This window comes from Rhodococcus sp. 24CO, assembly GCF_050586165.1.
In the GTDB taxonomy this organism is placed as follows: domain Bacteria; phylum Actinomycetota; class Actinomycetes; order Mycobacteriales; family Mycobacteriaceae; genus Rhodococcus_F.
Genome location: NZ_JAZFNF010000006.1, coordinates 80,864 through 104,632, shown reverse-complemented (window position 1 = coordinate 104,632; position 23,769 = coordinate 80,864). Strand labels below are relative to the sequence as shown.

At 60.5% G+C, this 23,769-nt stretch carries 7 protein-coding genes; 5 read left to right on the top strand and 2 right to left on the bottom strand.

What is annotated here, in order from left to right; all coding sequences use genetic code 11:
* The first annotated feature begins 2 nt into the window (after nt 1-2).
* The 4 genes from V2B23_RS15825 to V2B23_RS15810 are packed head-to-tail and all read left to right on the top strand — an operon-like array spanning nt 3 to nt 3,799.
* Nucleotides 3-1,124 carry a glycosyltransferase gene (locus V2B23_RS15825; protein ID WP_430951226.1) on the top strand — a complete coding sequence of 374 codons (1,122 nt, stop codon included), beginning with the start codon at nt 3-5 and terminating at the stop codon, nt 1,122-1,124.
* A 42-nt stretch (nt 1,125-1,166) separates the two neighbouring features.
* Entirely contained in the window at nt 1,167-2,264 is a 1,098-nt protein-coding gene (locus tag V2B23_RS15820) for a glycosyltransferase (protein ID WP_430951225.1), read from the top strand.
* 49 nt (nt 2,265-2,313) lie between these two features.
* Nucleotides 2,314-3,186, top strand: coding sequence for a glucose-1-phosphate thymidylyltransferase RfbA (rfbA, locus tag V2B23_RS15815; RefSeq protein ID WP_219112330.1), 873 nt, complete (start codon nt 2,314-2,316; stop codon nt 3,184-3,186).
* 1 nt (nt 3,187) lies between these two features.
* Nucleotides 3,188-3,799, top strand: a complete 612-nt coding sequence (locus V2B23_RS15810; RefSeq protein ID WP_430951224.1) for a dTDP-4-dehydrorhamnose 3,5-epimerase family protein — start codon at nt 3,188-3,190, stop codon at nt 3,797-3,799.
* A 730-nt stretch (nt 3,800-4,529) separates the two neighbouring features.
* On the opposite strand, the gene rfbB is transcribed toward V2B23_RS15810, so the two are convergent.
* Together rfbB and V2B23_RS15800 are read right to left on the bottom strand one after the other, a co-directional pair.
* On the bottom strand, nt 4,530-5,534 hold the full coding sequence (gene rfbB / locus V2B23_RS15805; RefSeq protein WP_430951223.1) for a dTDP-glucose 4,6-dehydratase: 1,005 nt from the start codon (nt 5,532-5,534) through the stop codon (nt 4,530-4,532).
* Nucleotides 5,535-5,702: 168 nt separating this feature from the next.
* Nucleotides 5,703-7,553, bottom strand: coding sequence for a DUF4012 domain-containing protein (locus V2B23_RS15800; RefSeq protein ID WP_430951222.1), 1,851 nt, complete (start codon nt 7,551-7,553; stop codon nt 5,703-5,705).
* 193 nt (nt 7,554-7,746) lie between these two features.
* Here V2B23_RS15800 and V2B23_RS15795 point away from each other — a divergent pair, with 193 nt between their 5' ends.
* On the top strand, nt 7,747-23,721 hold the full coding sequence (locus V2B23_RS15795; RefSeq protein ID WP_430951221.1) for an amino acid adenylation domain-containing protein: 15,975 nt from the start codon (nt 7,747-7,749) through the stop codon (nt 23,719-23,721).
* Nucleotides 23,722-23,769: the final 48 nt, after the last annotated feature.

Here is a 23,769-nt window from a genome sequence, read left to right as displayed (position 1 = left end):
TTGTGACCGACCGATCTGTTTCAGTGCTCGCTTTCCCCATGCATGGTCAACAAAAGCTACTTAGCGAGGGTTATAGAACTCGCGATGGCCATTTCATCGAGTGGTTCGGCCGGCTTAAACAGTCCGAGGGGCCGGTGGCTGTCGTTTCTCGCCCCGAACCCCAGGTTCTTCGACCGCTTGTGCGTACCGGAACATCACAATCAGCAGCCAACACCGAAGCGTTCGATAGCTATTCTTGGCGTTTCCCTAACCTTCGAGACCGTCGATCTTGGTGGTTGCAGTCACTTAATTCGTATCCCAATTTGCCTGGCACGCCCACGACGCCGGCGATTGTCTGGAATCCGATGGTAAGCCTGTCAAATGTTGGTTCAGAGATTTTCAATTCGCGTCGTCGAGTTGTGGTTGACTTGCTCGACGACTGGTCAATTCACTACGCATTTGAGTCTATAGCGGCTTCTGTGGAGGAAGCATATAGAAGATCTCTGGGAGAAGCGACAATTGTCACTGCCAACTCGGAGGGCACTCTGGCGCTTGCTAAGCGCTTCGGCCGTTCTGATGCTGTACTAATGACCAATGGCTGCGATCCAGATCGATTTATCACAAATTCGAAGGCTGAGGGGAAGACGACGGTCGGTTATGTTGGCAAGATCGGAAGGCGAGTGGATCTCGATCTTGTGATCGAAGCAGCATCGTCTCTGCCGGGCTTTAGATTCATTTTCGCCGGTCCGATTTTGGACCGAGAATATCTTGCGCCGCTGAAGTCGATGAACAACATTGAATTGCTCGGTGACGTTCACTACCGTGATGTTCCGAATCTGCTGACTAGTTTTGATATTGGTTGGGTTCCGCATCGGGTCGGGAAATTTGAGATTGGGGGTGACATCATTAAAACTTACGAGTATAGGGCTGCTCACCTGCCCGTACTGTCGACCCCACTTATTGGTGCGGGCGATCGAGGTCTCGATCATGTCTGTGTCCTACCTTCGAGCGAACATACAGATTGGTTGAGGCAGTGCGCGGACTACGGAGACCGGGTTATTCGAAAAACGGGAGTCATACCGAGTGAGCATACCTGGGAGGACAAGGCGATTCAGTTGCTTGGCTCCTTGGACGCCATTAGATGAAAACCAACCAGTTAGAACGAAAATTCGAGAAAAGTGGAACTGATGAGCAGGTCGGTAGCAATTATCGGGACGAGGGGATACCCGAGTTATTATGGCGGTTTTGAGACTTTGGTACGTCGATTGGCTCCGTACCTTGTTTCAGAAGGCTGGGATGTCACCGTCTACGGTAGGGGGGGTGCGGTAAAGCCCGATGACCCTGCGCGAGACTTGGACGTCAAGTCAGTGCTCACATGGGGTCTTGAATCGAAGTCGCTGAGTACGTTGTCGTTCGGTCTGTCCTCGACTATCTCTGCGGCCAAGAATAAGCCTGACGTGGCGCTTGTTATGAATGTGGCCAATGGCTATTGGTTGCCGATGCTGAAAGCGCGTGGAATCCCGTCAGTGGTCAACGTTGATGGAATTGAATGGGAGCGTGCGAAATGGGGTAAGTCAGCGAAGGCAGCGTTTAGGATGGGTGCGTCTTTGACCGCCAGATTCGCAGACCATCTCCTCTACGATGCAGAAGGTATTGCCGGTCGGTGGGAATCCTCCTTCGGGCGAAGCGGAACAGTGATTCCATACGGCGGCGAAGACCCCGGTCCACTACCGACACCTGATGGACTTAATTCCGGTCGCTACGTACTGATGGTCGCTAGGTTCGTTCCGGAAAATACTGTAGAAGAATTCTTTGATGCTGCGGAGAACTTAGCGAATGAAGTAGATGTGGTTATTGTGGGCAGCAGTGGCTACGGTGGTGAATTTGATGAACGAGCGGAATCACTGCAGAGATCGAACGATCGTGTTCATTGGTATGGACATGTCAGCGATGATCGGTTGCTGTTCTCGTTGTGGCAGCATGCCGGTGCATATTTTCATGGGCACAGCGTGGGCGGCACGAACCCCGCCTTGGTTCAAGCGATGGCTTGTGGTGCGCCAATCGTCGCGCGCGACACAATATTCAATAGGGAAGTGCTTGGTGACTGTGCACTTTTCGCCGCCCCCAACAGTGAACAAATCACGGACTCAATCAGATCCCTTATCTCGGACAAAACACTGCAGGCCAGATTGGGTTCAGCGGCGAAGGTGCGAGCTGCCAAATATTATAGTTGGGAGTCTGTTTGTCTCGGGTATCAAGATTTGCTAATAGAGGCTATCTCTTAGGCGATCTTAGTTTTAGATTAGGTTCCTACAAACGATTGAGAGGTTGACGATGCGGGGAATTATTCTAGCTGGGGGCACGGGTTCGCGTCTTCATCCGATCACGATGGGTATCAGTAAGCAGCTCGTGCCTGTCTACGACAAGCCTATGATCTACTACCCGCTGTCGACACTGATCCTCGCGAACATCCGCGATATCCTGATTATAACGACGCCACAAGATGCGGATCAGTTCGAGCGACTGCTCGGCGACGGCTCGCAGTTCGGCATCAACCTCACCTACCGCGTTCAGCAGGAGCCAAACGGACTCGCGCAGGCCTTTGTTCTGGGTGCCGACCACATCGGCAACGAGGGAGCAGCACTTGTCTTGGGCGACAACATCTTCTACGGCCCGGGCCTGGGCGCGCAGTTGAACCGTTTTGGCGACATCGCTGGGGGAGCTGTCTTTGCGTACCAGGTATCGGACCCCTCCGCGTACGGCGTCATCGAATTCGACGCTGTAGGTAAGGCTATCTCGCTCGAGGAGAAGCCGAAGGTGCCAAAGTCGAACTTTGCGGTCCCTGGGATGTACTTCTACGACAACGATGTCATTTCCATTGCCCGAGACCTGCAACCGTCGGAGCGTGGCGAGTACGAGATCACCGACGTCAATCGTCATTACCTCGAGGCGGGTCGGCTTCAGGTCGAGGTTCTGCCTCGTGGTACCGCCTGGCTCGATACTGGCACCTTTGATTCCTTGCTTGATGCCTCTAACTACGTGCGCACCATCGAACAGCGACAGGGCCTGAAAATTGGTGCACCCGAGGAAGTTTCCTGGCGTCGCGGTTTCATCAGTGACGACGAGCTCCGCGAACGAGCCGAGAAGCTGATCAAGTCCGGGTACGGCCAGTACCTCCTCGACCTCCTCGATGGGAATAGTGAATAGTATGAGTTTTCGCGAGCTGAAGATTGCCGGCGCGTGGGAGTACACCCCTCGTCAGTTCGGCGATGACCGCGGCGTCTTCTTCGAATGGTTCAAGTCCTCTGCCTTTCAGGAGGTGACCGGACGTCCGTTGGACTTGCAGCAGGCGAACTGCTCGGTCTCCGCTGCTGGGGTTCTACGAGGGATTCACTTCACTGACACACCACCCGGGCAGGCAAAATATGTCACCTGCACGAAGGGTGCGTTTCTCGACGTCATCGTCGACTTGCGTGTTGGATCCCCGACATTCGGCCAGTGGGACAGCGTGCTGATCGATGACGTAGACCGTCGTGCGGTGTATTTGAGTGAAGGGCTTGGACATGCAATCTTGTCGCTCGAAGACAATTCGACCGTGATGTACCTGTGCTCGATCGAATACACCCCCTCACTCGATCGGGATCTGAATCCGCTAGATGCTGAGCTGGCAATCGACTGGCCCACCCATGCCCGAGATGGGAGTACCCTGAGCTACCAGCTCTCAGATAAGGACAAATCCGCGCCTACGCTCGCTAATGCGCTCGAGGCTGGATTTTTGCCGAGATTCGACAATCGGTACACAGGTTCCCCTGTCGGATAAGTCGACGCCGGCTTTCAGAGAACTCGTTAGTCGCACGCATTCGGAGACGGCGTTTGAGCAGGTCTGGCATTTCAGGCTGATTCGTGTGTAAAGCTGGGAGTGTTCGCGTGTAAAGCTGACATTGACGGTGGAAGTTCGTTGTCGGTTTGGTTTTTGTTGCCGAAACTTGATCATCTGGAGGATGGATGATTCCCGCGGTTGCCCACGAAGGCCGGTATTTATTTGCAATTGACAATGCCAGCAAGCAATGTGGGAAAACACGGATAGATAGGGCGTCCACTGTGCTGGATTGAAGGCCGAGGTCGCAGAATTGTGCGGTCCGGAGGAAGTTAGCGACGTTAATTTTCTGTTCGCCGTGATAGTTCCTGTTCGGGGAGGAAGCTCTTTATCGACAAATTCCTGAATGTTCTCACGGAATTGCAGTAGGGTCCGAACTTTATCGCGGAACCAGGCGCGCACGTCAGGAAATGTCGTACTTGCGGCGTCGATTCACTGGGACAGCCTATGAATCGACGCCGCGTCCTCATGGCTGCTGGCAGAGTAATTGCATTCTGCCAACGTTGGCAATCCGTTTCACCAAAATAGATTGTGGTGAATGTGCTGACTGCGTAGTAGCCGTTCCTCCATTTTGGGCCTTTATGTAAACGATTGGCTGGTAACCTTGTTAGGCATATCGTGACGCGGGACCCCATGGCGAGTAGCTCTATTGAAGGAATAAATAGATGAGCACCTAGGAGACTACTGACTCGGTAAGAGCGTAGCTACTTTCCGTTGCATCCTTTTGTGGACGCCACCATTGCTCGTTCTCTCGATACCAGTCGATCGTCGCCTTCAAACCGCTGCGGAAGTCCACGTACTGCGGTGTCCAACCTAATTCGGTCCGGAGCTTGGTCGAGTCGATCGCATACCGTAGATCGTGGCCGGGGCGGTCTGTGACGAAATCGAAAGCATCCGAAGGATTCCCGGTCTCCTTGAGGATTTCCTCAAGTACCTCGCGGTTGTTCTTTTCGCCATCCGCGCCAATCAGGTAGGTCTCACCCAAGACACCTTTTTCGATAATTGTCCACACGGCATGGTTGTGGTCGTCAACGTGAATCCAGTCGCGAACATTCTGGCCTGCTCCATAGAGTTTTGGGCGCTTACCACTGAGGAGATTGGTGATCTGTCTTGGAATGAACTTCTCTACGTGCTGAAACGGGCCGTAGTTGTTGGAGCAGTTCGAGATTGTGGCCCGCACACCGAATGACCGGGCCCACGCTCGAACCAGAAGATCACTGGATGCTTTGGTCGACGAGTAAGGGCTCGATGGGTTATACGGAGTTGATTCTGTAAAGCGGGCTGGGTCATCGAGTTCGAGATCGCCATACACTTCGTCGGTGGAGATATGGTGGTATCGCACATCATGGTCGCGAACCGCTTGCAGCAGCGTCGTTGTGCCAATGACGTTGGTGTGAACGAACGGCCACGGATCATTCAGACTGTTGTCGTTGTGCGATTCGGCGGCAAAGTGGACCACGAGATCGGACTCACCGACGAGTCGGTCAACGAGTGGTCTATCAGCGATGTCACCGTGGACGAAGTCTATCCTGTCGGCAATTGAATTCAGCGACGCGCGGTTGCCTGCGTAGGTGAGGGCGTCAAGTACGGTTACCTCTACTTCGGGGCGTTGAGCGACGGTCGACAGGACAAAGTTTGAGCCGATGAATCCGGCCCCCCCGGTCACAAGCAGTTTCATAGGTGTTGACTCTACCGGATGGTCTGAATTTCGTACGACCGAAGCTCGGATCCTTCAATTCTCTCGTTCGATTCGGTTCTGCGAGAGCTGATTTCAGCATGAATTCCACATGATGCGATTGACGGGCCACCGCCTCATGTAGGTTGCGTGGCCCGTCAATCTATTGATTTAGCAAGTAGGTACGTCGATTGTGACGGTAGGGTGATCCACCAACGGCTGCACGGGAACTCGGGCTTCGCCCGCTGCAGTCGGCTCGTTGATATTGAAGACAACATCTACCGTTTGGCCCTTCGGAATCTCGGCCAAGGTCATGAAAACTGGGTGACCAAGTTCCTGTCCTGTCGCGGAGAAGGCGATCTTTCCGCCCACTGCAACGTTTTCCAATTTCGCTCCTTGGGTTGCAAGCAGTGAAATAGCAGCCATGTTGGTGCCCTGAGGGAGGTTTCGGGGGTTCGCTACGATGCCGTCGACATAGTTCGGAAGGTCGCCTGCCGGAGTGTTATTGGTCAGGCTGACGGTCACCTTCGACGTTCGGGTATCGCCCTCGCAGCTATCTGCTGTGTAGTTGATCGAGCGCGTCAGATAGTAGTCGAGCTTGTTGCCGGCCTGGTTGTTGATCACCACACCCGCAAAAGGTGCTTCATCTGTGGGCACGGTGTGCCCCAAAGGTGTTGTGGCGAGAAGTTCCTGCTCAATAGGATTTGAACTCCACACTGCGATGCGGCCCTCGGAAACGCCGCGGCCCAACGCGTCGAGAAGTGCACTGGCAGAGCTGATATTGCCGGTCATCTTGTCCACGACAACGGCGGCGATGGTCTGCAGGTATTGCTTGCGCGCGTTATTGTCATCCGCGAAACGTATATATGCCGTCGACTCGGTGAGTTCCACAACGTTGTCAGCTGTAACCTTCTCGCCGTCAGGCATTGTGACCGAACCCACAACTTTGAGTATGTAGCTCAACGCAATTGGATCGATTGCGATGGCTCCGTCAACCATCTCGCCGTTTGACTCCTGCTTCCACAGCGACTGCCAGATTTGCGCAGCGTAAGGGAAGTGCGAACTGAGGTTGCTGTTGCGGAAATCTGTGGTGGGACGGCTCATTCCGTACAGGTTGGCAAAGTCAGGACCTAGGTCTATTGGACTGTTGTCCATGCTTAGTTCGGAGTTGCTACCCAATGTATCGACGCGAGCAGCGCCATCGTCGACGCGGACAACGCCGTAGCCGCCCAGCAGCCCTCCGGTGCCGCGGGCCTCGGCGTTTGTCTGGAATCCGATGAAGTAATTGCGCGGTCCGTCGGCTCCGAGCATCGTTGGTGCGAGCCGTGCCGCAAGCGCTGTGTTCTCCAAGAGATTGGTCAGCTCAGTAGTTTGATCCACTAACGAGGTGCGCGCATCGTTAACTGTGCCCATAAAGCTGGCTTCCGGAACGGCCGCCGCCCGGGTCGACAATTCCGCCGCGGCGGTTGCTGTCTGATCGAGGACGGGTGCGGCCTCCCGTAGGGGTTCGAGTGCAATCCGACCCCCCGACTGAATCAATTCACCAGGAGCGAGCGCGGTTCCGGCATCGACTGCCGGCAAGAGTACGTCGTTGGTCAATCCATGGACCACGTCTGTCATCTGTTTCGTTGTTTCGAAGGGGCTGCCGAGGACCGGTATTGCTGACGCGATGCTCCAAGGGAAGGATTGCGTCTCTGAATATGCCAAACTCGCATATTTGTCTGCATCGGACGCGGACTGCTCGGCGGCCTCCGTGTCCCCTGCCAGGAGTGCCGTCTTGGTGGACTGCGCGTGATCGCGGGCCGCTTCGAGATTGCCCTTTGTTGTGATGGCGGAGTAGCCCATCCATGCGCCAAAAGCGACGACAACCAGCACAAATGCACTGGAACCGGCAATGATGTTGCGTCGACGATTGGACGTCTTGACGCGGCTGCGGCGTCGAATCCGAGTGGTAGATGTGGAGGTTGAATCTATTGCTTCGGATTCATCATCGGACCTTGGTCCCGATGTGGTGCTGGACATTGCGAATTACTCCTGACTTTCGGGGTCGTCAGAGGTTACCGCGGTGTGCCAGAATTGACCCTGAAGTGGTGGGAAGGGGCGTCGCACCGTAAACTTCAGCCTGGCCGTTCTTGTTGTGCGCGTAATTAGATGGACCTGATCAGCCGGCGTTTCCAATACATAATTCGGGGCTGATGAAGGTGGAGGTATCGGGTTGAACTCTTTCCCGCTGTCTCGTGCCCAACAGGCTCTGTGGCTGGCGCAGCAGGTCAATCCTTCAACACCTTTTGTTGTTGCCCAGTACGTGGAACTTCGCGGATTTATCGACGTGTCCGCGCTGATCGAAGCAACAGATCGTGGGTGCCGCGAGATCGAATCTGCGCTGGTAAGGCTTGTCGAGACGGACGCGGCACCACACCAGGTTGTTGATCTTTCAATTCCCGATGCGCTTGGCTATGTTGACCTACGCGGCAGTAAGAATCCGATCGAAGCAGCACATCAGTGGATGATGCAGAGCTATTCACGCCCGATAGATATGTCGGTCGATCGTCTAATTGCCGCCACTTTGTTGCACGTATCAGAAAATCATTACTTCTGGTATTCGCATGCCCACCACTTGGTACTCGACGGACATGGCGCAATGACGCTTATGAATCGAGTTGCCGAGCGTTACACACATTTGGTGGAAAACACTGAGGTGCCGCCCTTACGTGCGCTCGGATTGCATGAGTTGTACCAGTTGGATGCGTCGTATCGTTCGTCTTCCCGGTTCGAGACAGACCGGCAATACTGGGCAGGGCTTGTTGACGGTATGCCACAACCCGTGCGGTTGACCGAACGCCGCGCCGCGCCGTCGATGCCGCAGCGCATGCTCACCCGCACGATGGACGCAGATCTCGCCGCGCAGATCACCAAAGTTGCGAAACTGTGGGAAACCAGCGAGGTTCCGGTTATTGCCGGCGCCTATGCCGTGTACCTCGCCCGCATGGCCGGAGTTACCGAAGTTACTCTGAGCCTTCCCATTTCAGGCCGAACGACGGCGGCGATGCGACGCTCCGGCGGAATGCTCGCCAACATCGTGCCGATGCGAGTGTCAGTAGATCCGGAATTGACAGCGGCTCAACTCGTGAATCAGCTCTCCACACAGTTGACCGGCGCCCTGCGCCATCAGCGATTCCGTTACGAGGACATGGCCGGCCCCGACAGTCGCGGTGGAACCCGTGATTCGGCTGGGCCCGCTGTGAACATCATGATGTTCCACAACACTATTCGCCTTGGCGACGTTGTCGGAGAATTTCACGTACTCACGTCCGGCCCGATCGATGATCTGTTCTTCAGCATCTACCCAGCTGTTGCCGGCGCCGATATTCGGTTGGGATTCGAGGCTAACCCCGGTGTTTACAGCGAGCAAGACCTCGAGCTTCACCACCAGCAGTTTGTGCAGGTTCTGACCGCGCTTGTCGATGCGCCCGAGGATCTTCCGGTGGGCAGGCTAGGTGTGCTGACCGCCGAGGATTACGCGATGCTGGTGCCCAACAGGGGATTACCAGCAATCGCGCCGCAGACCCTCGACGCAGTGCTGTCCGAAGGATCCGGCGGCGCGGGAACGCCGGCAGTCCGCGCGGGTGGAGCAACGATTACCTATGGTGAGCTCCGCTCCCGATCAGCCTTTCTGTGCAACAAGCTGATTGACCACAGAGTTTGCGCCGGTGACGTGGTGGCGATCATCGCAGCGCGTTCGGCGGAGTCGGTAGTCGCCTTCCACTCGGTCATCAGATCAGGCGCCGCGTTCATGTTCGTCGATCCGGACTACCCGGCCGAACGTATCGAATTCATGTTGGAGGACGCGGGCGTGAGCGTCGTAGTTGCGCCGCGATCGTGGTCTGCGCCCACCGGTATCACCCATGTGGACATCAACACCGACCACTACGACTACGCCGATCAACACGAAATACCTGTACTGCGCGCTGCAGCGATCGATGACGTCGCCTACGTCGTGTACACATCAGGCTCCACCGGGCAGCCGAAAGGTGTTGCGGTGAAACACCGCGCCGCGACTTCGCTGCTGCGCGCCCACTCCAGGAATCTTGTTGTCGACGCGTCGGCCCGGGTCGCTCACTTTGTTTCACCAGCTTTCGACGTTGCAATACTGGAACTCCTTCTTGCACACGGAACTGGCGCAACCGCGGTAGTGGTGCCGCCCGGCTTGATCGGCGGTGCTGATCTGGCCGACTACCTACGCGCAGAACGCGTGACGCACTTCCTGTCCACTCCGGCGGTGGCGTCGTCGATGGATCCGAGCGGCTTGCCGGACCTGCGCATGCTCAACGTCGGCGGCGAGTCGCCATCGCCGGATCTGATCGAGCGATGGTCGCCGTACGTCGGCGTCGTCAACTCGTACGGTCCCACCGAGGCGAGTGTGACCGCGTTCATGAGCGAACCGCTGGACCCGGCGCAGCGACCACCGATCGGCCGGCCCATCGACGGCGTATCCGCCGTCGTGCTGGATGCACGTCTGCAGCCGAGCGCAATTGGAGCAACCGGCGAACTGTATGTGATGGGCCCCGGACTGGCACGCGGATACGTGCGCCGCGCGGGCCTCACTGCTGAAAAGTTTGTTGCGGCGCCGTACGGAGATCCGTCGAGTCGCATGTACCGAACCGGCGACCTCGTGCGATGGTCGGCAGAGCGTCAGCTCGAGTTTGTCGGGCGCGCAGACCATCAGGTCAAGATTCGTGGTGTCCGGGTTGAACTCGGTGAGGTGGAAGCGGCACTGACGTCCGTCTCTGGCGTGGCATCAGCGCTGGCTGTCGCCCGCGACGGCGAAATCGCTGCGTACGTTGTACTCACGGCCGATGAGGGGCCTGAGTCCATCGAGATGTCGATTGTTACCGAGACGTCGTTTGTCACCGAGCATCTGGCGACTGTTCTACCCGCTGCGATGATGCCGTCCTCGATCACCGTGGTCTCTTCGTGGCCGACCACCACAAACGGCAAGATCGACCGCGACGCGCTTCCCACGCCGCATCGCGAAATGGACGTCGCGCTGCAACCTGTCGATCACCACGAAGCTCTTGTCGCCGCCGTGATGGCAGATGTACTCGGGGTTGCATCGCTGAGTGCTGATGCCGATTTCTTTGCCTCCGGCGGGAACTCGCTTGCCGCGGTGTACGTCGCGAACAGGCTGTCCGAGGCCCTTCGCACTCGCGTCGGCGTCCGCGACGTGTTCGAGGCCTCGACACCTACGGGGCTCGCGCAGCACCTTCGCCGATCGGCCGCAGGATCGGCGTTGCCGGACCCTGTTGTGGTCCCTGCCGATGTCGTGGTGGAACCGTCACTGGCGCAACAACGTATCTGGCTGCTCTCACGTCTCGCCCCGGAATCTTCCGCTTACAACGTCTCTTTCGAGGTGACACTCGGCGGAGTGCTCGACATCGACGCGCTCGAGCAGGCGTTCACCGACATCCAACACCGGCATCGCGTCTTGCGGACGATGTATCCCATCGGAACTGCAGGCACTGCAGTGCAGGTCCTGTCGGAATCCACGACAAGCTTGCTGCAGGTTGGCGCAGACGAGTACGCCGGCGCGGCCGCAGATGCGGCCCGGCGCGGATTCGACGTTGCCGCCGAACTGCCACTGCGCTTGGTCTTGGCGTCTTTCGGTGAACACGACCACCGCCTGACCGTCGTTGCTCATCACATAGCGGTGGACGGACTCTCATTCGGTGCGGTGGTAGGTGACCTAGTCCGGGCGTATGACGATCGCGTTCGCGGCGCACAGCCGAACTGGCCGGCGCAGGCGCTGGATTACCGCGACTATTCAGTGTGGCAACGAGCAGCGCTCGGTGATCCCGACCAACCGGGAAGTCTTGCTCATGACCAACTTGCGTTCTGGGAAAACGCGCTTGGGTCGCTGCCGACGCACTTTGAACTACCCACCGACAGGCGTAGGGCGATCGGCACGGAGCCGCCCGCTGCCACTATCGCATTCGGCATTCCGGCACATCTGCACGGACAGCTGACGGCGATTGCCCGCGAGCACAACGCAACCACGTTCATGGCGCTGCACGCAGTGCTCGCCGTCTTGCTCCACAAGATCACCGGCGCAGAGGATTTTGCGATCGGGACTCCTACGTCCGGACGTGCACACCCGGCGTTCGATTCCACAGTGGGCATGTTTGCCGGCACGGTGGCACTGCGCACGGCAACCAAGCCGGGGGACACCTTTGCGGCATTCCTCGAACAGGTTCGCGATGTCGATCTCGCCGCAATGTCACACGCGGATGTGCCGTTCGATTGGGTGGTCGATCGGGTTGCGCCCAACCGCGGCCTGAACCGGAATCCGTTGTTCCGTGTGGTGCTAGCGCTCGATGCGTTCGGTACGGAGGCCGATATGGCACTCGGCTCGGCAACGGCACACGGTGTGGGACGCACCCCCGATCACGCTCGATTCGACATCGAAATGGCCGTCCGTGAAGAACGCCTTCCCGATGGCTCGCCCGGAGGAATCGCCGGGTCACTCACCTACGCTGCCGATGTGTTCGACGCGGAGACCGTGTCCGGCTGGATGGACCGGCTGCTGCGAATCTGCGAAGCCGTCACGGCCACGCCGGATATCACGCTTCGCGGCGTCGACGTCCTGAGCGCCGACGAACATGATGCGCTGACGCCAGTTGCGGTGGCCCCTGCGTACTCGGCACACTCATTGGCCGAACTGTTTCTGGCACAGGTGGTTACACACGGTGGTGACGTTGCTGTAGGCGTCGGCGAAGATCGTCTCACCTACTCCGAGCTCGAAGATCGGTCTGCAGTGCTCGCCGGCGCTTTGATCGAGCGCGGCGTTCGAGTGGGAGACCGGGTGGCCGTTGCGCTGCCGCGCTCGTCGGAGTTTGTGATTGCGGTGCTGGCTGTAGTTCGGTCCGGCGCCGTGTACGTTCCCCTGGACCTCGACTATCCCGACGCACGCCTCGAGTATCTGCTCGGCGACGCCGCACCGACACACGTGCTCTGCGCCGAATCTGCGGTGACCCGCCTGACGAACTTCGGCCGCGAACTGATCGACGTTGCGGCAGTGGGTGATCCCGACCTGGCCCGACGCCGCGCGGTGGTACCTGCGCAGGACGCGTATCTGATCTACACCTCCGGCTCGACCGGCACCCCCAAAGGTGTTGTGGTGTCACATGCCAACGTTATTGCGTTGCTGGCGGCAACCGAGAAGATTCTCGATGTCGGCGCAGGCGACGTGTGGACGATGTTCCACTCCGGTGCGTTCGACTTCTCGGTCTGGGAGATGTGGGGTGCGTTGACAACCGGGGGACGGTTGGTACCCGTCGACGCCTATATCGCCCGGTCCACTCCGCAGTTTGCGCAGTTGCTGGTAGACGAAGGTGTCACTGTTCTCAATCAGACTCCGTCGGCGTTCCAAGCGCTTGCCACGATTACGCAGTCCACCGAACTGCCGGTGCGGCTGTTGATCTTCGGGGGAGAAGCCCTGGATGTGGCCTCGGTTCGCGGCTGGCTCGACAGCCATCGCGAGATTCGCGCCGTGAACATGTTCGGCATCACCGAAACCACGGTGCACGTCACGGCATTCGATCTTGCGGACGCCAGCGACGATGATTCCGTCATCGGCACCGCGCTTCCCGGACTCCGTACGTATGTATTGGACAGCTCGATGCGGCCGGTGCCGGAAGGTACCGTCGGCGAACTGTATGTTGCCGGCCCGCAGGTCTCGGCCGGGTACTTCGGTAAGCCCGCACTGAGTGCAACCAGGTTCGTTCCCGAACCCGCAGTTGCCGGATCGGTGATGTATCGCAGCGGCGACAGGGTTCGGATGTACCGGGGCGCGCTGCGGTACATCGGTCGTGCCGACAGCCAGGTAGAGCTGCGCGGCTACCGCATCGAGCCGGGTGAGATCGAAGTAGCACTGTTGCGTCGACCCGAGATCAGCTCGGCCGCAGTAGTTCTGCGTGAGCTGCCGACCGGTCCGGCACTGGTGGCCTACATCGCGCCGGACATCGACGATGCGGACGCCGTTGTAGCGGATCTGCGGAACCAGCTGCCCGCTCATCTGGTGCCCACGCTGATTGTGCCGCTACCCGCATTGCCGATCACCGCGCACGGCAAACTCGACCGAGCAGGATTGCCTGAGCCTGCGTCGCGCCCCACCCACGGGCGGCCACCGCGCGACCCGATGGAAGAAACCGTCGCAGCAGTATTCGCTGAACTCCTGCACCTCGAAACCGTTGACGTCACACGGAGTTTCTTCGACCAGGGTGGAAACTCTCTTATTGCGACTCGTCTGTCTACCAGGCTGAGTGCGGTCTTCGACACCGATATCGATGTGCGTGAGGTATTCGAGCGCCCCACCGTCAGCGAATTGGCGGCAGGTATCAGCGCCCGGATCGGCAGTGGCCGTCGACGCATCGCTCTCGAACCTGCCGGCAGTGATGCAGAACTGATCCTCTCGCCGGCCCAGCACCGCATGTGGATTCTCAACCAGTTCGACACCACCGCAGCCGGATACAACATTCCCGTGATTCTGCGGCTCGACGGAAACGTCGATGCCGAGACGCTACGCAAAGCCGCGGTTGACGTCGTAGAGCGGCACGAGACGCTCCGGACGATCTACCCGGTGGGAGTCGACGGTGTGCGTCAGGTGGTGCTCGAGGCCGAACTGGTGACGCCTTCTTTGCACCCCGTGACAATCGACGCTGAATCAGTCATGGACCGGGTTGCCGAGTTGGTGGGAACAAGCTTCGATGTGACGGTCGATTCGCCGGTTCGCGGCGAACTGTTCCGCCTCGACGAGGGCTCTCATGTTCTGGCACTGGTGGTCCACCACATTGCTGCCGACGCGTGGTCGATGGACGCCTTGATTCGAGACACCGTCACCGCGTACACCGCCCGAACGAAGGGCGTCGCGCCGTCCTGGCAGCCATTGCCGATTCGGTACACCGATTACAGCGTGTGGCAGCGCGATTCGGGAGTTCCCGATCATGTCGCTGAGTACTGGCTGGAGAACCTGGCCGGTTTGCCAGACCAGGTGACGTTGCCGCTGGATCATCCTCGGCCGCTGACGCCGTCGGGTCTGGGTCGATCCCATCAGGTCGAGCTCGGTGATTCCTTGCGCGGGCTGCTCGACACTTTGGCGCGATCACACAACGCCACCACGTTCATGGTGATGCATGCCGCGCTGGCCACGCTCGTCTCGCGGTACAGCGCCAGCGCCGACGTGCCAATCGGAACAGTGGTGGCCGGCCGCTCCGATCCCAAGCTGGATGATCTGGTGGGAATGTTCGCGGGCACTTTGGTTCTGCGAACCACGATCGATCAAACCGCGTCCTTCGCGGAACTGTTGGGCCACGTTCACCAGCAGGACCTGGCCGCATACACCCACGCGGACATGCCTTTCGAGACGCTCGTCGAACAACTGAATCCCGCCAGGTCGCCGTCGCACCATCCGCTGTTCCAGATCGCGCTGTCCTTCCAGGCGCCGCGGCCGACCAGTTGGGAACTTCCGGGCCTGACTCTCACCCCGATGGTCGCCGAGTTCGAGCACGCCAACTTCGACCTGCAGCTCAATGTGACGGACGCTGCCGACGATCACCCGATGCGTCTGGAATTTGCTTACAACGCAGATTTATTCGACGCAGTCACGGTCACCCGGTTCGCGGAACGGTACGTGCGCTTGCTCGAGCAGGTAGCCGCTGATCCGTCGGTGATCCTCGGACGGATCGATCTCCTGGACTCCGCCGAGCGCGACGCGTTGGTTCCGGCCAGAGGCATTGGAAATAGCGCGGCAACCACATTGGCGTCGATGCTGACCCGTAGCGTGAGCACCGCACCGGACGCGCTGGCAGTAACCGGCAACGGCGATACCCTGACCTATCGCGAACTCGACCGCCGCTCCGACGTTGCCGCGGCAGACTTGCGTGCCGACGGAGCCGGGCCCGAACGGGTGATCCCGTGGACGGCGGATCGCACTGTCGAATCCATCGTCCGGTTGTGGGCCATCGCCAAGACCGGTGCGGCGCCCGCCTTGATCGACCCCGCTCAACCGGCGTCGCGCACCCTCGACGCCCTCAGCGCGGTGCTTTCCCCAAATGATGGTGCCGCAGCCACAGAGACGATCCCCAGCGCCGGCGCCGCCTACGTCGTGTTCACCTCAGGTACCTCGGGCGTGCCCAAAGCCGTGGTGGTCACTCACGAGGGCCTGGGAGCGCTCGACGCAGATCTGGCAGCGCGTTACCGCGCGAGCACTGGTTCGCGCGTACTTCACCGCGGCGCACCGGGGTTCGACATGACACTCCTCGAGGTGTTGATCGCCGGCTCGAGCGGCGCAACACTGGTGCTCGCGTCGGATGCCGAGTTTGCCGGTCCCGCGCTCACCGACCTGCTTCGACGCGAACAGATCACGCACCTGTGCATCACACCGACGGTGATGGCAACCGTCGAGGACAACAATCTGCCGCACCTCGAGATGGTGATGCTCGGTGGTGAGCGCCTGACCGCCGATATTGTCGAACGGTGGTCACCGGGACGCCGCGTAGTGAACGGCTACGGTCCGGCCGAGGCCACCATGTACACCGTTGCGACAGAACCGCTTATCGCAAACGGGCGCGACATCCCCATCGGGTATCCCGTAGCCGGCGTCGACGCCTTTGTGCTCGACAACTTCCTCGAGCCGGTTCCACCTGGCGTCGCCGGTGAGCTCTACCTTGCGGGTGCTGCGCTTGCGCGTGGATATGCCGGCCACCCCGAATGGACGGCTGAACGCTTTGTTGCCACCGCTGGCGGCGCCAGGATGTACCGCACCGGCGATCTGGTGATGTGGAAGAACACCGGTAGTGGCCACCGGCTGCATTACCTCGGCCGTAACGACGCGCAGTTGAAAGTCAACGGTGTGCGGATCGAGCCCGCCGAGATCGAAGCGGCTATCGCAGCGATCGCGGAAGTCGACTTCTGCGCAACGGTTCTCCGCACCAGCACCGCCGATACTCCGATGCTGGTGACGTACGTACGCCCGAAACGTGGTGTGGAGCTTGACGGTGACGACCTGCGCCGCAGGCTTGCCGATGCGCTCCCGTCGTACATGGTCCCCGGCGCCGTTGTGGTGTTCGACGGCGATCCGCCTGTGGTGAACGGCAAACTCGACGTGCGCGCATTGCCGACACCCCGCGTATCCGCCTTGCCCTTCGAGCCCCCGCGCACCGCCACCGAACGCGCTGTGGCCGACGTATTCGCCAGCGTGCTCGGAACCGATCACATCGGCCGTGGCACACACTTTTTCGATCATGGCGGAAACTCGCTACTCGCTACCCGGGTGACGTCGCAGGTAGGAAACACCCTGGCACGAAATATCTCGCTGCGCCTGCTGTTTGCACACCCGACCGTCGCGGAACTTGCTGCAGCGCTGGAACAAGAGCCGGATTCCGATCGCGGTGTGGTTGACATTGTTGCCGGTCCACGTCCGGCAGAGATTCCGCTCTCACGCAATCAGCAACGTATGTGGGTGCTCAACACCCTCGACTCAACCACCAGTGCTTACAACCTGCCGGTTGCCGTGGACCTGCGCGGTGAACTCGACGGTGCGGCTTTGCACCTTGCCTTCGGTGACGTGCTGAACCGGCACGAGATCCTGCGAACCGTCTATCCGCAGCGGCCACCGGTGCAGCAGATTCTGGCCGATGCCGAGCTGACCCTCGAATCCCGTTCTGCCACCGAAGACTCCCTGGATGCCGAGCTGTATGCCTTTGCCTCCCATGGGTTTGACGTGAGCACTGCGCTCCCGATTCGCGCCGCATTGTTCAGGCTCGCGCCCGAGCATCATGTGCTCGCGGTGAACGTGCACCACATCGCCGCAGACGGTGGCTCTCTGGTGCCGATCGTTCACGACGTGCTTGCTGCCTATTCGTCCCGGCGCGCAGGTTCGGCTCCGCAGTGGCAGCCGCTGCCGGTTCAGTACGCGGATTATGCAGTGTGGGAACAGGCTTCAGAAACTGATTCGGTATCTCACTGGCAGACGGAACTCGCGGACGTCACCTCGGTGGCGCCGCTGACGCCGGATCGCCGTCTCGTGTCTACGTCGTGGACAGCAGATCGTGTGGAGTTCTCACTGGACGCCCACACCACGTCGGCGATCGCGGAATTGGCCGGCCGGGCCCAGGCAACACCCTTCATGGTCTTTCACGCCGCACTGGCAGCAGTTCTCTCGAGGCTGAGTGGCAGCTCGGACGTGGTGATCGCGACTGCGGTGGACGGCCGCCGATCACCTGCCTTGGACGGCCTGATCGGAATGTTTGTCGATACTGTCCCGCTGCGGGCACAGATCCTCCGCGACACGACGATGCTGCAGCTCGTGGAGCAGGTTCGTGAGCGCGATCTTGCGGCCTTCGAGCACAGCGATGTTCCCGTGGAAGCTCTGACCTCGATGCTCGGTGGCCGGATGCCGCAGGTTGCGTTGGCACTGCAGAACTTCACCATTCCTGACGTCGACATCGCCGGCCTGGCCGTCAGTGCTACTGAAATCGATACCGGTGCAGCCAAGTTCGAGATGCAGGTATCGCTGACCGAGCGGCCGGACGGCCACACGGACGGGCTGGTTGTGTACGCGCGGGAGCTCTTCGACGCAGCGACTGCGCAATCGGTGGCCGACCTGTTTGTCGACGTTGTGCAGCGCGCGCTGGCCAACCCCTCGGTGATGGTGTCGGAAGCGTCAACGATTTCAGCACCCAGTTGGGTGGCAACACCCGTCGATGCGTCTCGGACTCTGAGCGAGATCTTCACCAGTACCGCAGCGACGTTCCCCGACAACGTTGCACTGCGCGACGGCACAGAGATGCTCACGTATCGAGAACTCGACGACGCGTCGAACGAACTGGCACAGGAGCTTGTGGCTGCCGGTGCCGGACCGGGCGCGGTGCTCGAGATCAGCGCGGTGCGATCGATCGACTACGTCATCCGTCTGTGGGCGATAACCAAGACCGGTGCTGCTTTTGCGCCCATCGACCCTGATTTCCCCGACGCCCGTCTGCGTCAGTTGCGATCGGCGCTGCACTCGGGCAGCCCTGTTCCTGGCACGCAGAATCCGGACGCCGTGGCGTATGTCATCCATACCTCCGGGTCCACCGGCAACCCCAAAGCTGTTGCGGTGACCCACCGCGGCCTGGGCCCGCTCATGGACGAAGCCGTGGCGCGATACCGCGTCACACCGGATTCTGTTGTGCTGCAGGGCTACAACCCGAGCTTCGATGCCGCTGTGCTCGAGATGTTGCTTGCCTTCGGCAGCGGAGCAGCATTGGTTGTGGCGCCTCCAGCCGTTTACGGTGGTCGAGACCTCGAAAAGTTCGTGGCAGAGCACCGCGTCACGCACCTACTGTCCACCCCGGGTGTGCTCGACACGATGGACCCGGCCGCCCTGCCACTACTCGACGTGGTTGCCGTGGGCGGCGACGTTCTCTCACCCGCGACCGCACATGCCTGGAGTGCCGGCGCGCGGATGCTCAACGCGTACGGCCCCACGGAAACCACCGTCGTGGCAACTCTTGCGGATGTCGACTTGGACAACGGAAACGGAATTGGTGAACCCATCACGGGCACCGGAGCCGAGGTGCTCGACGCCGCTCTGCGCCCCGTCCCGTTCGGCGGGGTGGGGGAGCTGTACGTGAATGGTCCCGGTCTCGCGATGGGATATCTCGGCGATCCCGCCGCAACAGCTACAGCCTTTGTGGCGGCAGCGGACGGTGGACGACGCTACCGTACCGGAGACTTGGTACACCGAACAGCCGGCGGCGCATTGGGATTCGTCGGTCGATCGGACCGTCAGGTCAAGGTGCGCGGTGTGCGTATCGAGCTGGCCGAGATCGAGACTGCGGCACGGTTGCTCCCCGGAGTGAGTGCTGTGTCCGTGCTCCTGATTGGCGACGTGATCACCGCATTTGTCGTGGGCGAGGAAACCGGCGAGGACGCGCTCCGAAACGAACTGGTGAAGCAGCTACCCGGGTACCTCGTGCCGGGACGCATCGTCATGCTCGATGCGTTGCCGCTCACCCGCAACGGCAAGGTGGATGTGAGCGCACTGCACGCGCACCTCGGAGAAATCACGCCCCACGCGTGGCCGCTCACTGCCACAGAAGAATTGGTTACGGCAGTGATGTCGCATCACGCGGGCAGCACTGTCGGCGTGGTCCACAACTTCTTCGAATCCGGTGGAGATTCACTGTCCGCCACGGTGGTCGCGGGTCGGCTGGCCTCGGTGTTCGGCCGCGACGTATCCGTTGGTGCGGTCTTCGGGAATCCGTCGCCGCGTGCGTTGGCTCGCTGGATCGATGCGGCCGAAGACGTTGTTGCCCGGCCACCGCTCACCCGCCGCGCCGCCGAAAGCCGGGTACCGTTGGCTCCCGCGCAGCAGCGTATGTGGTTGAGTTCGCAGCTCGGTCCGGCGTCGTCGGCATACAACTTGGTCTTTGCGGTCACCATCGGACCCGACATTGCGGTAGACGCTCTGGCGGCAGCCATATCGGATGTGGTTGCCCGGCACAGTATTTTGCGCACGGTCTTTCCCACTGATTCCGCCGGGCCACACCAAGTAGTCGCAGATGTCGCGGCAGTCGATCTCGATCCCGTTCTTGTCGGTGATCTGTACGAGGGTGCGGCGCTCTTTGCGGCCGCGCCCTTCCGGTTGGAACACCAACCGCCGATGCGCGTGCAGTTGACGGTTGACGCCACCGGCGCCCGGGCATTGGTTGTCGTGGTGCACCACATCGCGCTCGACGGCGGTTCGACGGGCACCGTGCTCACGGATTTTGCTGCCGCGCTGTCTGCGAGAGGTGCGGGGCATCAACCGGATTGGCGCCAGTTACCCGTCGACTACCAGGACTACAGCATCTGGATGCGGGAGGTGCTCGGTGACAAGAACGATCCGACCACCCTGGCGCACCGCCAACTGGACTACTGGACAACAGTTCTCCGCGGCGTCGACGGCGTCATGCCGCTGCCGACAGACCACCCGCGCCCCGCTGCTCCGACGCAACAAGGTTCCGTCGTATTCGCCGCGGTTGACGGTGACCTGTACGCGGGGCTGACAGCTCTGGCCCACAGGCAGGGTGTGACTGTCTTCATGCTCCTGCACGCTGCGATCGCGGTGCTGCTCGCGCGTGAAAGCGCAACCGACGACGTGGTTGTCGGCACAGCGGTCAGCCTGCGAAACGATCCGGACCTGCAGTCGATGGTCGGAATGATGGTGGGTACCGTCGCGCTGCGGACCACCATCCGTCCAGGCGATCAATTCTCGGACATCCTCGACCAGGTACGACGCGTCGACCTCGGAGCCATGGACAACGCCGACGTGTCCTTCGACGACGTGGTTGCCCGAATCGCGCCGCCGCGCACGGCAAACGAACATCCGCTCTTCACCGTGATGCTTGCGTATCAACGTGCACACGAACTGCCGAGCGTGCCCGGGATCGAACCGCTCCGGCTGACCGGGGAAGCTCCCGTTGCCGCCGATTACGATCTGACCTGGGATCTGACCGACACCGGCGTCGGTGTGCGTCTGCGATTGCTGTACGCCACCGACTTGTTCGAGCAGTCCACAGCAGAACTGTTTGCCGCGAGGTTCGTGCGGATTCTGAGCGAAGTGGTGGCGCAGCCGCAGAGTGTTGTGGGCGACATCGATGTACTCGGTGACCGAGCGAACCAGCCACTGCGCAGTCGCGGTGACGTCGCGCCGCTCACCCTGGCCGCACTGATCGGCAATGTGCTCGCTGAAACCCCCGAAGCCACTGCGCTCGAGGCGGACGGTAGGGCGTGGACTTACCAAGAGCTGTTCGACCAATCAACATGCTGGGCTCAGGAACTGGTCGATCGGGGGATCGGGCCCGACGACGTGGTTGCCGTTGCAACCGGGCGCGGATATCTGTGGGTAGTTGCACTCTGGGCCGTGACGCGAGCCGGCGCCGCTTGGGTTTCCGTGGACCCGGATCAGCCACGTGAGCGACTCGAAGCGATGGTTGCCGACAGCGGAGCGAGCCTCGGACTGTGCGTGGCGGGTGCCCGCTCTCTGCCCTCGTCGCCGACATGGATTCCGATGTCCGATCGCACTGCAACAACGTCGCTGACCGGTGCGCGCACAGCTCACCCGGACAACCTCGCCTACGTCATCTACACCTCGGGATCGACCGGCACGCCCAAAGGCGTTGCGGTATCTCATCGCGGCGTGGCAAATGTGTGTGCCACCCACCTCGAGATGTTCGAGACGGGCACCGCCATGCGCGTCCTGCAACTGGCGTCGCCTACCTTCGACGCCTCGGTTCTCGAATTCATGATTGCGCCGGCCGCGCTCGGAACACTGGTTCTGGCACCGGAATATGTCTTCGCGGGAGCCGAACTGACGGAGTTCATCGTCTCGCACGCGATCACCCACCTCATCGCAACGCCCACCGTTCTCTCGACACTCGACCCGAACGAGATCCCTTCGTTGACAGTGGAATCGGCGGGAGAGATGTTGAGCGTGGACCTGGCGGCGCAGTGGTCCCGTCGGCATCGGATCTTCAATGGATACGGCCCGAGTGAGACCACCATCGCGGCGGCAACGTCGGCGCAGATATCCGGCGGCGACACAGCGATCGGAACCCCGGTACACGGAGCGTCGACGCTGGTGCTCGACCCCCGGCTGCATCCCGTTCCCGACGGCGTCACCGGCGAGCTCTACATCGCCGGCGACAACCTTGCCCGCGGATACATCCACGCACCCGAGCGGACAGCCCTGCGGTTTGTTGCCGACCCGAACAATCCCGGTGCCAGGATGTACCGCACCGGAGACCTCGTTCGACGACGGCGGAAAGACGGTGCTCTCGAATTCGTCAGCCGCAACGACGACCAGGTGAAGATCCGCGGCATCCGCGTCGAACCCGCCGAGGTCGATGCCGGATTGCGTCGGCATCCCGCTGTGACTTCGGCGGTAACCGTTGTGGCGGACGGGGAACTCGCGTCGTACGTCACGCTCCATGATGCGTCGGTGGATTCGAGCAGTCTGCGAAAGTTTGCGTCGGCAAGCCTGCCGAGTCACCTGGTTCCCGCGACTGTCACGGTGATCGACGCGGTTCCGGTGCTACCGTCCGGCAAGGTCGACAAAGTGGCATTGCCGGCGCCGGATCGTGGCAGCGTCGGTGTGATCGAGCCACCCGAAACGGAACTGGAAGAGTGCATCGCACAAGCGTTTGCGCACAACACATCCGCGCACACGGTTGGCAGGTTCGATAATTTCTTCGAACTCGGCGGAACCTCCATGGGCGCGGTAGACGTAGCGTCGACGCTACGCACGCGGCTCGATCGTGATGTGCAGGTTCAATGGATCTTCACCGATCCGACCGTTGCCGAACTTGCCGAACGTATCGAGGCCGGCGGCAAAACCGATCCGATGGACACCATTGTCCTGCTCGGGGGAGATCCACTCGATCAGCGTCCGCCGCTCTTCTGCGTACACCCCGTGAGCGGATTGGCGTGGTGCTACGCGGGTGTGGCGCAGCACCTGGGTGGCCGTCGGGTCTACGGAGTGCAGGCAACGGGTGCGGGTGAGCTGCCCGGAACCCTCAACGCGCTCGCCGAACGGTACGTGGACGCGGTGCGGATCGTTCAATCCGAGGGCGCGTACCACCTGCTCGGCTGGTCGCTCGGTGGAACTGTCGCGCAGGAGATGGCGGTGGCGCTCGAGGAGTCCGGCGCCAGCGTCGGATCGGTTGTCATGCTCGATACGTTGCCACCGGAGCGGATACCGGCCATTCAAGCAGCTCCCACCGCTGGCGAGCTATTTGCCGAACTGGGTCTGACCGAGCTGGAAGCGCCGCGCGTCGATCTGACCTTTGCGCAGGCGGCCGACGAGATCCGCACCAGAGCTCACCTGGATTTTGTGACCGCTGACCTCCTGGAAGCTGCTTCCGAAAGGGTGGAGAAACTTGCCAGAATGGCGAGTGACCACGAACCGAGGAGCTACCGCGGAGTTGTGGATTTTGTTGTTGCGCAGAGAGATGTCCATCGTCATCGCGACCTGGTCGAGCGATGGTCGAAACGGGTCGCGATCATTCGCGAACACTCGGTCGATGCCACGCACGCCGAGATGATGGCGCCATCAGTTCTCTCACAGATCTTTGACCTGGTGCGGTACGGAGAGGATTCTGATGTGACGTAGCAAGCAGTGTCTAAGGATTTGCTGTTCAATTGAATGTCAGGTATGCGG